The following is a 13,325-nucleotide window of genomic DNA, read 5'->3' as shown; positions in this document are numbered from 1 at the left end:
ATCACCGCGCGTTCAAGCCGGGATACATCTTGGCATCAAAGGGGCACAGGGCGTGCGCAGACTATTTTCAGTGATATTCTCGGTTGTGATTTTGTTTGCGATCTATGCTGCGGTCTTTGGCATGCCGGACCGCGTCACGAGCGCTCTCAATCTAGAAACGGCAGAGGCACAAGGCGATCAGGCCGCAGCGGCTGGCCCTGCCGCTGGGGGCCGCCCCGGTGGCGGCGGACGGCCCGGCGGGGGCAGCCGTGCGACGACCGTGGTGACCACGCCGCTGGAACTGCAACCCTTTGAGGTCGTCCTGAACGCGCTTGGCACCGCTGTCGCCCTGCGCAGCGCCGATGTTGTGTCCGACACGGCGGGCGAGGTGACGCAGGTGAACCTTAGCGCCAATACCACTGTCGCGGCGGGTGATGTGCTGGTCCAACTGGACGCCCGCACCCAGACGCTGGATCTGGAAATCGCGCAGGCGCAACTGGATCAAGCGAACGAGACCGTTGCGCGTTATGACCGCCTGCGGGCCAGCGGCAATTCCACCGTGACCGACGTGACCCTGTCGGATGCGCGTATTGCCCAGCGGTTGGCCGAGGCGAATGTCGGCTTGGCGCAAGTGGCGCTAGACGACCGCACCCTACGCGCGCCCATCGCAGGCAAGCTGGGGCTTAGCGATATCGAGGTCGGCGATCAGTTGTCCGCCAATGATGTCGTCGTCACCATCGACAATGACGAAGCCTTGTTGGTGGAGTTTGAACTGCCAGAGCGTGCCATCGGCATTCTGCAGGACGTTCAGACCGTCGTCGCCAGTACCCCCAGCTTTACCGGGCGCAATTTCGAGGGCGAGGTGGTGTCCTTTGACAGCCGTCTTGATGATGTGACCCGCAGTGTGACCGTCAAGGCGCGGATCGATAACGCCAGCAGGGAACTGTGGCCGGGCATGACCTTTGCCGTGCGCATCTTGCAAGAAAGCGACCCGCTGCCTGCCGTGCCCGCGACGGCGATTACGTGGTCGCGGGCCGGGTCCAGCGTTTGGATCGACGCCGATGGCAAGGCAGAGCAGGTCGCCGTGACGATCCTGTATCGACGCGATAGCACCGTTTGGATTGATGCTGATATCGCTGCAGGCACCGCTGTGATCAGCGAAGGCGCGCAAAAGCTGCGCGCTGGTGCGGCGATCACGACGCCGGATGCCGTGCGCAGCGGTCCCAAGGACGGCGCTGCCAAAGAAGGCGGGCCGCGTGTGGGCGCTGACGCAAGTGCACAAACCGCGCCAGCAGGTGATCCGACATGAGCGGGACTTTGAAAACGGGCTCTATTAAAAAAGGTTTTGCCGACCTGTTCGTGGCGCGGCCCTTGCTTGGGATCGTGCTGAACCTGCTCATCCTGATCGCGGGTCTGGCGGCGCTGTCTTCGGTCGATGTGCGCGAAATGCCTGACGTGGACCAGCCGGTGCTGTCTGTGCGCACGTCCTATGAGGGCGCTGTGCCATCCACCGTCGATCAGGAAATCACCCAGGTCCTAGAGGACGCGCTCAGCGCGCTCGAGGGGCTGTCCTACATGGAATCCAGCTCCTCTACCGGGTCCAGCCGCATTACGATTGACCTGTCTGAAGGCACCGATGTCGACGTCGCCGCAAACGAGGCCAGAGAGATCGTATCCGCCACGCTGCGGCAGTTGCCGGACGATATTGACGACGATCCCAGCGTGACGAAAAGCGATAGCAACGCCGATGCGATCATCCGTTTGGCCCTACTGGGGGACGCGAGTTTTGACGAACTGACAGCGATTGCCGAAGGCGCGGTCTATGACCGGCTGTCCACCATCGACGGTATCGCCGAGGTGACTGTGCGCGGCAATCGCGCGAATGAATTTCGGGTCACGCTTGATATGCGGTCCTTGCTAAGCCGGGGGCTGGACGTTGCAGACGTGACCGATGCGCTGGCGTCCTTGCGCGATGACACGCCGCTGGGGTCGGTGGAAACGGATGCGCAAACCTTGGCGCTGCGGGTCGGCAATGCCGATGTGACTGTCGATTCCGTCAATCAGGTGGCGATCAATGCGACGACACGCGTGTCAGACGTGGCCTTCGTCCAGATCGTGCCAGAGGACAGTGATGTATCCACTCGCGTGAATGGCCAATCTGCGGTGGGGCTTGATATTACGCGGCAATCCGTGGGCAACACGCTGACGATTTCCAAGGCCGTGCGCGCAGCTGTCGACGATCTGCGCACCACCCTGCCCGAAGGGGTCGAGCTGCTGATCGCATCCGACGATGGTGTGTTCATTGAAGGGTCCATCGACGAGGTGATCAAATCCATCGGCCTTGCGACGGTGATCGTTGTTGCCGTGATCTTTGCCTTCCTGCGCTCGCCGCGCGCGACGATCATCCCGGCGGTTACGATCCCGGTGTCGCTGGTCGGCACGGTCGCGGCGATCTGGATCACAGGCTTTTCCGTGAACTCGATCAGCTTGCTGGCGCTGGTTCTGGCCACGGGCATGGTCGTGGATGACGCCATCGTCGTGATCGAAAACATCGTGCGCAAACGCAAAGAAGGCATGGGCCCCTTTGCCGCCGCCGCCGCTGGCACAAACGAGGTGTTCTTTGCCGTGATTTCAACCACGGCGACGCTTGCCGCTGTGTTTATCCCGATTTCATTTCTGCCGGGCCAAGCGGGCGGCGTGTTCAGCGAATTTGGCTTTGTGCTGGCGTTTTCCGTCACGCTGTCTTCGCTGACGGCGCTGACGCTGGCCCCCGTCATGGCGGCGTTCCTAGACCCGGGAAAACCGGGCAAGGCAGAGGCGGAGCCGAAGCCGAAAAGCCGCATGGCGCGGTGCTTTGACGCGATCATGGACCGGGCAATCCGCGCGCCAATCCTTGTGCTGACCGTCGCCATGGGCTTTGCCATCATGGCCGCAGGCGCGTCGCAGACCCTGTCGTCCAGCATCACACCAGAGGAAGACCGCGGGTTTTTCCTGATCCAAGCGCGGGGCGCGGCTGATACAACCGTCGCCTATCTAGACACGCAGGTCGCCCAGATCGAAGCGATCCTTGATCCCTACCGCGCCAGCGGCCAGATCGACGTGGTGCAAAGCATCATCGGCGTCGGCGGCGGCACCAGTGCCTTTATCGTGGTGCGCTTGCCAGATTGGGCAGATCGCGACTGGTCGCAGGCAGAACTGATCGCCAAGATTAACGCCAAGCTGGGCAGCGTGCCCGGTGTGCAGGTCAGCGCCCGGTCCACCAACAGTCTGAACATTCGTGGGGCGGGGCAGGGCCTTGGGTTCGCGGTGACGGGGAACAACGTCGATGCGATGACGGATGCGGCTGATACGCTGGTGGCGGCCATGGGCAACGACGACAGCTTTGTGAACCCGCAGCTGTCTGGCGACGATGTGCAGGCGCAATACGAAGTGCGCGTGGACCCCGAAATGGCCGAAGTCTTTGGCCTGACCGAGGCAGAAATCACGCAAACCGTCAGCACCATGATCCAAGGCAGCGTGGCCGTCACCGTGTTCCAAGATGACACAGAAACCGACGTCAATGTCGTCGCGGGCGGGCCGCCGATTGACGATCCAAGCGATATCGAAGGCATCTTTTTGCAGCTGCCCGGCGGCAGCTTTGTCCCGCTGTCGTCAGCGGCAACCTTGGTGCCCGTGGTCAGCCAGTCCAGCATCACCCGGCAGGGCGGATCATTGGCCGTCTCAGCGCAAGCGAACCTTGCCGAAGGCGTCGATTTGGGCACGGCCATGGCGCATCTGACCACAATCGCCGAGGAGGTTTTGCCAGACGATATGGGCATCATCTTTACCGGTGAAGCCGCAACACTGACGGACGGTCAGTCGGCGATGTATACCGTCTTTGGCGTGGCGTTTTTGATTGTGTTCCTTGTGCTGGCCGCCCAGTTCGAAAGCATCGCGAGTGCGGTTGTGATTATGCTGACCGTACCTTTCGGTCTGGCCGCGGCCTTGTTCGCGATTAAACTGACGGGCGGATCACTGAACTATTACAGTCAGATCGGTCTGGTGATGCTGATCGGGGTCATGGCTAAGAATGGCATTCTGATCGTCGAATTCGCCAACCAGCTGCGCGAGGCCGGGCAGGATATCGACAGCGCCATCCGTGACGCGCTGGCACTGCGCATCCGGCCTGTGATGATGACGATGGTGTCCACCGTTTTTGGCGGCCTGCCGCTGATCGTCACCTCTGGCGCGGGGGCAGAGGCGCGGATTGCCGTGGGTTGGGTCATCGTCGGCGGGCTTGGCTTTGCCACTGTCTTTACCCTGTTCCTGACGCCGGTGTTCTATCGCTGGATTGCCGTTTGGGGGTCAGAGCCCGGGATGGCGTCCAAACGCCTGCAAGGCGAGCAGCAGGCCGGCGGGTTCGACACGACGTTTGACCGGGTGTGAGTTTTAACGCCGTAAAACCGGCGGGCTGACGTTTGAACCATCAAAGTGAAAAGGAAATTGACGATGCAGCGTGTTTGGACGACCTCAATTTTTATCGCGGCAGGGTGCTTTGCACCTGCCATGGCCTTTGCCCATTCGGATGTGGACAGCATTTCCGACAAAGCTTTGGTGCAGCCTGCGCAGATCGTGGACTGCACGCTGGAAAATGGGGACGCGGCGCAATGCGCGTCCTATACGCTGAAATTCGTGCCGGATGATTTGGAAATCGGGCCATTCTGCCCCGCGACACTGGACGACGTCGGCGGCATTTGGGACTGGGATGGAGAGAACGCAGGCCTTTACCGGATCGACGGCGACTACTTTAAGATGCTGTCAGGACTTGGCTACACTTTCTACAACGACGACGGCGTCGTGAACCTCTTTGACATCCGCGTCGAAGGGCCAGAGGCAGAGCACGAATGTATCGCCGGATCGCTGGACGCGGGCAGCGAGATGTCGATCACCACGCTGATCCCGATCGCACCCGTCTTGGCGGACGCGCCGACATCGCTCGGCACCGTGGCCAAGGTCGGGATCGCGCTCGACGGCGTTCCGATCTTTGCCGATGCGCCCAGCGTGCTGGACACCGGACATATGCCCGCGCTGGATACCTGCGGCGGCCACGTCGATCCGGGCGGCTGGTATCACTGGCACGCCACGGCGACGGATATCGACACGGTCTTTGCCCAAGACGGTGTTGACGCCAGTTGCGCCAATGTCGCGCAAGATCAGACCGCGCAGTTTGCCTATGCCTTTGACGGCTTTGCGATGTTCGGCTCGCTTGAGGCAGATGGAGCGGCACCTGTCGGGCTGGACCAATGCGGCGGCCATATCGGCACGACTCTGGGCAGCGCGGAAGAGGTTTACCATTACCACGCGGGGGACGGTTTTCCGAACCTGCCGACCTGTCTGATGGGCGTTGTTGCGCAGGATAACTTTGCAACAACTGCGGCGCAGGGCATCGGTTCTGCTGGTGGGCCGGGCGGCGGTGGCCAAGGTGGTCCCGATTTCTCAGGCACTGCAGCGGCGCTGGGCGTTGATCTGGCCGCTCTGCAAGCCGCACTTGACGCAGAGGGGGGCCGGGACGCTGACCTTGCCAAGGTGGCCGCACGTTTGAATGTGTCGCTGGACGATCTTCAGGCCGCTATGCCGGGGCGACCATAACGGGTTACGAAGTGGTGTTCAGTCCAAGCTGGGCTGAACACCCCCGCAGTTCAAAGCAAGAAGATATGCGCAAAGATCACGGCCTGCAGCAGCAGAAACACCGTATCGACCGCGATCAGGACCAAGCCTTTGACGCCCGGCGCAAACAGCTTTTGCAGCGATGTTTTGACCCCAAGCGCCGAAATCGCGACGACCAGCAGGAACCGCGACGTGTCGTTGACGAAGTTCAGCAGCCCCTCTGGCAGCGGCACGAAATTGCGCAGCAGCATCAGCGCGATGAAGGTGACGACGAACCATGGCAGGCCAGCGGTGCCGCCAGCGTCCTTTCGGAAAATAACCGCGACGACCAGCAGGACGACCGGCAAAAGCGCGACGCGCAGCAGCTTGGTAAAGGTGGCGATATCGCCTGCGGTGTCGCTGACCGAATAGCCTGCGCCGACAACTTGCGCGACGTCGTGGATCGTCGCGCCAATCATGTAGCCGCTTTCGACGTCCGCAAGGCCAAGCCGGCTGAACAGCATCGGATAGACGATCATCGCGATGGTCGACATGGCGGTCACGCCGACGACGGTCAGCAAGACGTCTTCTTCTTTCAGGTATTTCTTGGGTAGCACCGCCGCTATGGCCATGGCGGCAGAGGCACCGCAAATCGCGACAGAGCCGCCGGTCAGCAGGCCAAACGCCGTCGTCCGCCCAAACAGCCGCGCAAACACAACACCGCCCAGCAGGGTCAGGATCAGCATCCCCACCACGCCGATGATCGGCGTGATGCCCAGTTGTGACACATCCGCAAAGGTCAGGCGCAACCCCAGTAAAGCGACCCCGACACGCAGCAAGGTTCGAGAGCAGAAGGTAATGCCTTCCATCGTGCGCGGCGTGTCGGTCATAAAGTTGAACGCCATGCCGATCAGCAGGGCAAACAGCATTGCAGGGGCGTTGTAGTGATCCGCTAAAAAGCTGGACGCCAGCGCGACGGTGACCGCCAGAATAATGCCGCCGCGATGATCCGCGATCCACGCCAAAGTTTGCGGAACGGGGCCAGTTTGGGGGCGAGGTGACAGGTTCATATCGTCTGGTCGGGACATTGGCGGGCCTTGATCTGGGGGCGGGGCGCGGCGTGGCAGCCGCGCCCGCGCAACCGAGGGGCTACATCCGGCCTTTCCAAGGCACAAGGCGCTGGATCATCAGCCGCATGAAAAGATCAAAGGCAAAGGCGATAAACGCGATGACAAAGATGCCCATGATCACGACGGGCGTTTGCAGGAACTGACTGGCCGACAACACCATATACCCCACACCCTTGGTCGCGGCGACCATTTCGGCGGCGACCAGCGTCGTCCAGCCAAAGCCGATCCCGATGCGCATCGCGGTCAAAATCTCTGGCAGTGCGGATGGCAGGATGACGTGGCGCAGCACCTGCCAGCGGCTTGCGCCAAAGGAATAGGCCGCGTGGATCTGTTCAATCGCAGCAGATTTCACGCCAGACCGCGCGCCCAAAACGATGGGCGCAAAGACCGACAGAAAGATCAGCAAAACCTTAGAGGTCTCTCCGATGCCGAACCAGATGATCATCAGCGGCAGATAGGCCAGCGGCGGGATCGGGCGATAGAATTCAATCGGCGGGTCAAGCAACCCGCGCATGACCGGGCTCATGCCCATGGCCAGTCCCAGCGGGATGCCGATCACGCAGGCAAGGATGAAGGCACCAAAGACGCGCGCTGTCGAAATGCCCACGTGTTCCAAAAACGGTGTGCCGGTAAAGCCTGTGTCCCAGATCGATAGAAATTTCTGCAAAACGGTCATGGGCGCGGGCACAAAAAGCGGTTTGACCCAGCCCATGAATGTCACCAGCCACCACGCAAAAAGCAGCGCCGCGATGGACAGGAGCGACAGCCACAGCGTGTTGCCTTGGCCGGGGACGCCGTAAACTGCGCCCGGTTTGACTGGACGGCTGCGGGATAGGCGGGCGAACAGGGACGGTTTTTGGCTCATGCCATGGCCTCTTGGTCGGCAAAGACGATGTCCAGCACCTGTTCGCGCATCGCGATAAAATCGGGGCTGGATTTCAGTGCGCGGGCAGGGGTGCCGTTCAGATGGGCGCGCGAAAACGGCAGGTCAAAGGTATGGGTGATGCGGCCCGGACGCGGCGACATGACGACCAGTTTGGTGCCCATGAACAGTGCTTCTTCAACGCTATGAGTGATGAAAAACACCGATTTTTGTGTGTCGTTCCAAACCTTCAGGATCAGCTCTTGCGCCTTTTCGCGGGTCAGTGCGTCCAGCGCGCCAAGCGGTTCGTCCATCAACAAAATGCGCGGATCGCAGGTCAGGGCGCGGGCGATGCCGACCCGTTGCTGCATGCCGCCGGACAATTCGTAAACCGGCGCATCGTGAAACCCGTCCAGCCCCAGCATATCTAGAAACGCATCGGCCGTTTTGTTGCGCAGCGCCTTGGGCACGCCTTGGATCTTCAGGCCAAAGGCGACGTTATCGCGCACGCTAAGCCATGGCAGCAGCGCATGTTTCTGGAACACCACCGCACGATCCGCGCCGGGGCCAGACACCACTTTGCCATCTAGCAGCAACTGACCCGAACTTGGGGCCAGAAAGCCTGCGATCAGGTTCAAAAGCGTCGATTTCCCGCAGCCAGAGGCACCAAGCGCGACGACAAATTCAGCATCCTTGATCGTCAGATTAATTTCGCTAAGCGCCGCAACTGGCGCACGACGTTTGGCCGCCGGATAGACGACCGAGGCGTCCGTAATGATCAGTCCCAAACGGGGGCTCCTTAGCTGGGCAAAGCGGCGGCTATTGCGTCGCGGCGGCCGCAATATCGGCGTTCACAAAGGGGGCATAATCATCTGCGACCGTATCGATCCGCCCGGCTGATTTTAGGAATGCGGCGGTAGATTGCATCACATTCGCCGCATTGCCCAGCCACGCCGGGCCGGTCTGATCTGCCAGCGGGACAAAGGTATAGCCCTGCAAAATTTGGGGGATTTGGTCCGCTGGCGCGCCGGTCAGATCGGCGATGGCCGTCACGGGCGCACTGCCGGGTGTCCACGCGGCAGGATCGGCCAGATAGGCCTGATTGGCACCGTCCATCACGCGGGCAAAGGCGGCCATTTCAGCCGGGTGCGCGGCGGCGAAATCCATGTCGACGACCCAAGCGTTAAACGTCGGATAACCCCAGTCCGCCGTCTGATCCGCGCCGACGATGCGCGTGCCACTTTCCAGCAGTTGGGTCTGCACGGGCGGCCAGATAAAGGCGGCGTCCAGCACGCCCATGCTCCAGCTTGCGGCGATCTGGTCGGGGGGCATCGACACGATGGTCACGTCAGCCTCGGTCAGGCCAGCGTGGGTCATTGCGCCCATCAGGGAATAATGCGCTGTCGATCCGACCGGAACGGCGACGCGTTTTCCTTTTAGATCGGCAAGGGTGGTGATGCCCGATCCGTCGTGTGCGATCAGGCTTTCCGCTTGGCCGATCGCATAGGACAGCATGAACATCTGCAAATCGACGCCCTGACTTGCCGCAATTGCCAGAGGCGACGAGCCCAGTTCCGCCACCTTCACATCGCCAGAGGCCAATGCCGCGATGACCTCTGTGCCAGAGTTAAAGACCCGCCATTCGATGTCCCATCCGGTTGCAGCGGCGAAGGCGTCGGTGCCACGCACTGCGTTCATCGGGGTCGGATCGCTGAAGGTCGCGATGACCATCGTTTCGGCCGCGAGGGTAGAGGCCGAAAACGCCAGCGCCGCAGTCCCCATCATGATCATCTTTGAAGGGCGGGTCATAGGTCGGCTCCTGAATGGAATAATAGGATTATGCTGCATTCTTCGTGGTCGAAAGGGGCCGAAGGTCATTTGTATGGCCCTCGCGCAAGACACGATTGTCTGGCGCGGATTGTGGTGATTATGAAATGTCGCGGCCCGCGTTGCCACCCCTCCTTTTTCGAACGGGGCGCAGGTTACGCGTGCGTGAAGGGCGAATGTACCGTCCTTATGACAGGGGTGCGACCGCAGCCTTGATTGGCAGGCGTCGACGGCACGATCCGCGACATTGCGATCTTGCCTGCAATGTAAGTAGCCAACGGCTATTTATAGCGCGGCGCGGATTAGCAAAAGCCGCGCCGTTTTGTTTAGGGGGCATGCCCTTGCAGTCCAGCCATGCGTCACCGTGGCCTGACTGGTGCAACAAGATCTGATCGGGCACCCTGTGCAGGAAACTCTGCCGATCAAAACCGAAGTGGTGACCTAAAACGGTCGCGTGATGTCCATTTTGACGCGAAAGACTGTCAGACAGTGCAAACCGCGTTGATCGGCGTCATCATCGGCGCATTGCTGGGCACCGGCGGTGCCTTTCGGCCCGGGCGCAGTGTAAGGCTTTGCTGCGAAAGGATCGCGCATGACGACGTTAAAACTGGGGCTTATCGGGGACAATATCGCCCGGTCCCGTTCGCCTTTGTTGCACCGGCTGGCGGGGGCGCAAAATGACCTAGCGGTGACCTATGATCGGCTGGTCCCGGTTGATCGCGGCGCGCCGTTCGAGGAGGTCTTTGCCGCCTGCCGCGACGGGGGCTATCGCGGGGTCAACGTGACCTATCCCTATAAAGAACGCGTCACCCAAGGGCTGCGGATCGACGATGCCTTGGTGCGGGCGATTGGGGCGGTCAATACAGTGATCTTTACCGCGGATGGGCCGCAGGGCCACAACACGGACTACACTGGGTTCAAAGCAGCCTACGCGCGGGTGCGCGGTGATGTGGCAACCGGTCCGGTGCTGATGATCGGCACTGGCGGTGTCGGGCGGGCCGTGGCCTTTGGCCTGATTGCACTTGGCGCGACTGATTTGCGGTTGGTGGACCGGGATCTGGCCAAGGCCAAAGCTTTGGCCGCCGACCTGCGCTGCGCGGCCCCGAATGTGCAGATCAGCGTTGGCAGCGACGCCGTTGCAGCAGCGCCGGGGGCGGCTGGGCTGATCAACTGCACGCCGGTGGGCATGACCGGCTACGAGGGCACGCCGCTTGCCGCTGCAGCAATGACCGGGGCCGAATGGGCCTTTGATGCCGTCTATACGCCGGCTGACACGCAATTCCTGACCGATGCCGCCGCCGCTGGTCTGACGGTGATGTCCGGGTGGGAGCTGTTTTTTTACCAAGGCGTGCACGCTTGGGCGATTTTTGCCGGGCTACCGCTGGACGAAGACGCGCTGCGCCATGATCTGATTCACACAAAGGAAGACGAATAGGAATTAGATCACCGAAGGCAGCGCGCTAAGCATTCGACTGTATCCTTAATGCGGTTTGACCGACAGGTGGAGTTTTTACCGCCCCTTTTCAATTTTCATCGCCAGCGGGGCTTCTGGAGATTTCCTGTGGGAGTTGCGTCAGCCATATTTTGGAAATCGTTTTCGTTCTTATAGACCCGAATCTCGGCACCATAAAAGCTGTCGTAGTATCTGTCGTCCACACCTATGAGGGCTGCGTAAATGTAATCGACGTTTTCATACCCGATAACCAAGAAATCGGTAAGATCTCGACCGTATATTTTTTGGTCAATCGCACTGGCACTTATTACGTTAAAATAGGACGTTGTTGGCGTGAAATATAGCTCTGTTGGGGCGGTTCCCCGCGCTAAGGAATAGCTGCTTTGGTCTTCTGGCACCGAAGATGCGTTCGATGTGCGTTCTGTCGCTATTTCATGGCAAAATTCGACCCGCGTATCGGTGTTTTCAAAGGTGCAAGCGAACAAGGTCTGCATTGGTGGCAGGCAGTTTGCGGATGCCGCTGAGCTAAACAGGACGAATGCAAGACCCGCAGATGGTATGTATTTCAAGCGGTTCTTCATGGATCGATCCGATGTGTTTGGCGCTGTGGTTCGAGGCGTGTTGGTTTTTAGGGTGCCAGACGGGCATCTGTATTACGCAAACTGTTCCACAGCCCAATCTTTTTGAACGCTTATAAAAGCCTAGCATTGCATGGTTTTTTGCTCACATTGATAACGCTGCCCAGTCCTTCTTGTTCAAGATAGTTTAAGTATTTAGGGCAAGGTGATGACGGACGTGCGTCAGTGAAGTTAGAGATGGAGCCATCATGATCCCGGCATATATGCTTATCGGTGCCCTGGTGGTTTTTGGCGTTCCTGCCGCCATCATCTATCTTTTGATATCAAATGCCAACTTGCGTCGCCGCGTTGCCATTTTAGAGCAAGCATTTGCGAGACCGGAAAACGCCACGCCAGCCATTCCCGTCCAGCGCGCTGGCCCGCCACCGCTAACTAAGATTTCAGAAACTGACGGTGTTGGCGGCGACTTTCATGAAAGGCCATCTCTGCCTCAGCCGGACACTTCAGCCACCGCCTCGCAAGCTATCGTGTTCACCGCAGTCAACATGAGGAAGCTTACCAGCTGGATCACTCAGAACTGGTTCTACGCGGTGTCAGCGCTGTCTCTGGCTCTCGCCGGGGTGTTCTTGGTCATCTACGGCGCTGAACAAGGCCTGCTTCCGCCATCGATCCGTATCATATCGGCTCTGGTGCTTGGTTGCGGCCTCATAGCTGCAGGAGAGTATATCCGACGGCGATATGGCGACGGGAAAGCAGTCAGCACGACTTACCTGCCATCCACGCTTTCAGGAGCAGGTATCGTCACGCTGTTTGCGGCCATACTCGCCGCACGTTGGCTATATGGCTTTACCGGTCCAGAGGTGACATTGGCGGGTCTGGCAGCGGTTGGTGCCATCGCCATGGTGCTAGGCTGGTTCTACGGTCCCTTCCTCGCCGCAGTAGGTATCCTTGGCGCAATGGCCGCACCGTTTGTCATTGGTGGACCATCGGAAGATCCTTCAGGCCTATATGCATACTTCGCGGTCGTTACCGTCATGGGGCTGGCCATCGACACATTTCGACGCTGGGCATGGGTGTCGGTGCTGGCGCTCATTGCAGGCTTCGCGTCAGGATGGCTGCTGAGCGTTGGTGCCGGAGCGATCGTTTCAATCTCGTTTGTGCTTTACCTTGCCGCACTATCGTTCGCCGCGATCACGATCCCGGTCAGAAGCCTGAAGCCCGATCATCAGGGGGCGCTGCTTAGCATGTCCATTCTGGCGCGGTCGGAAGGCGCTGCTTGGCCAGAGTTCCCCGCGCGCCTCGCTGGAGCTGCAATTTTAGCCGCGAGCCTTTTGATCTTGCATACGACGTTGGAAACATCAGACCAAAGCTTGTTCTGGGTCGCCGTTCTAACACTTACCGCGCTGACCATGGCGCTGATCGTCTGGGCCCGCAATGCACCTGCCTTGGCCGATTTGATCGCCTTGCCGGCCGCCGCTCTGCTGGCCATCGTATGGAGCAGCTCTCGAGTTTGGTCAGGCGTCGTCAGCGCCTCTCAGAGCCCGATTTAAAACTATTTGAGTGAGTTCAGTGGTTTGTGATTCTGTTCGGTTGTGAAGCTGAATGGAGATCACAATGGCTTGGACTGAACTCACCCGCCGTCAACATGATCGAAAAGGCGATAAATACGCAAGCGATATGAAGGATGCGGAATGGGCGTTGATAGCGCCTTCGATGTCGCCGCCGAAGACAACTGGTCGGCCCCGTACGACATGTTTGCGCGACGTGGTCGACGCACTCCTCTACATTGCAACGACCGGATGCCAATGGCGTATGTTGCCCAACGACTTCCCGCCGGTTTCAACGGTTCGGGGCTATTTCTACGCGTGGCG

11 protein-coding genes are annotated in these 13,325 nt (G+C 60.0%); 6 read left to right on the top strand and 5 right to left on the bottom strand.

What is annotated here, in order from left to right:
- Positions 1–52: 52 nt before the first annotated feature.
- The 3 genes from BM131_RS16805 (at position 53) to BM131_RS16795 (ending at position 5,607) form a co-directional block, all read left to right on the top strand.
- Positions 53–1,288 (top strand): efflux RND transporter periplasmic adaptor subunit, encoded by a 1,236-nt coding sequence (locus BM131_RS16805; protein ID WP_175499411.1) that lies wholly within the window; start codon positions 53–55, stop codon positions 1,286–1,288.
- Positions 1,285–4,404 (top strand): efflux RND transporter permease subunit, encoded by a 3,120-nt coding sequence (locus tag BM131_RS16800; RefSeq protein ID WP_090191319.1) that lies wholly within the window; start codon positions 1,285–1,287, stop codon positions 4,402–4,404. The genes BM131_RS16805 and BM131_RS16800 overlap by 4 nt, the downstream gene beginning before the upstream one ends.
- Positions 4,405–4,467: 63 nt before the next feature.
- Complete coding sequence (locus BM131_RS16795; RefSeq protein ID WP_090191317.1) at positions 4,468–5,607, top strand: YHYH protein; 1,140 nt, start codon at positions 4,468–4,470, stop codon at positions 5,605–5,607.
- 50 nt (positions 5,608–5,657) lie between these two features.
- Here the strand turns inward: BM131_RS16795 and BM131_RS16790 are convergent, their stop codons facing one another.
- The 4 genes from BM131_RS16790 to BM131_RS16775 form a co-directional block, all read right to left on the bottom strand.
- Complete coding sequence (locus BM131_RS16790) at positions 5,658–6,692, bottom strand: YeiH family protein (RefSeq protein WP_245754284.1); 1,035 nt, start codon at positions 6,690–6,692, stop codon at positions 5,658–5,660.
- A 61-nt stretch (positions 6,693–6,753) separates the two neighbouring features.
- Positions 6,754–7,599, bottom strand: coding sequence for an ABC transporter permease subunit (locus tag BM131_RS16785; protein ID WP_090191316.1), 846 nt, complete (start codon positions 7,597–7,599; stop codon positions 6,754–6,756).
- Positions 7,596–8,384 (bottom strand): taurine ABC transporter ATP-binding protein, encoded by a 789-nt coding sequence (locus BM131_RS16780; RefSeq protein WP_090191314.1) that lies wholly within the window; start codon positions 8,382–8,384, stop codon positions 7,596–7,598. The genes BM131_RS16785 and BM131_RS16780 overlap by 4 nt, the downstream gene beginning before the upstream one ends.
- Before the next feature lie 31 nt (positions 8,385–8,415).
- Positions 8,416–9,405 carry a taurine ABC transporter substrate-binding protein gene (locus BM131_RS16775; protein ID WP_090191313.1) on the bottom strand — a complete coding sequence of 330 codons (990 nt, stop codon included), beginning with the start codon at positions 9,403–9,405 and terminating at the stop codon, positions 8,416–8,418.
- Positions 9,406–10,015: 610 nt separating this feature from the next.
- Between BM131_RS16775 and BM131_RS16770 the strand changes: the two genes are divergently transcribed.
- Positions 10,016–10,858 carry a shikimate dehydrogenase family protein gene (locus BM131_RS16770; RefSeq protein WP_090191311.1) on the top strand — a complete coding sequence of 281 codons (843 nt, stop codon included), beginning with the start codon at positions 10,016–10,018 and terminating at the stop codon, positions 10,856–10,858.
- 95 nt (positions 10,859–10,953) lie between these two features.
- Here BM131_RS16770 and BM131_RS16765 read toward each other — a convergent pair whose 3' ends face one another.
- Positions 10,954–11,457, bottom strand: coding sequence for a hypothetical protein (locus tag BM131_RS16765; RefSeq protein ID WP_090191309.1), 504 nt, complete (start codon positions 11,455–11,457; stop codon positions 10,954–10,956).
- Positions 11,458–11,702: 245 nt separating this feature from the next.
- Between BM131_RS16765 and BM131_RS16760 the strand changes: the two genes are divergently transcribed.
- Positions 11,703–13,004 (top strand): DUF2339 domain-containing protein, encoded by a 1,302-nt coding sequence (locus tag BM131_RS16760; protein ID WP_090191307.1) that lies wholly within the window; start codon positions 11,703–11,705, stop codon positions 13,002–13,004.
- Between the two features lie 64 nt (positions 13,005–13,068).
- Positions 13,069–13,325: transposase (locus tag BM131_RS16755; protein WP_139222669.1), on the top strand; the 257-nt coding region annotated here is incomplete at its 3' end.

Source organism: Loktanella salsilacus, assembly GCF_900114485.1.
GTDB classification, from domain to species: Bacteria; Pseudomonadota; Alphaproteobacteria; order Rhodobacterales; family Rhodobacteraceae; genus Loktanella; species Loktanella salsilacus.
This window is presented reverse-complemented; position numbering and strand designations above follow the sequence as displayed.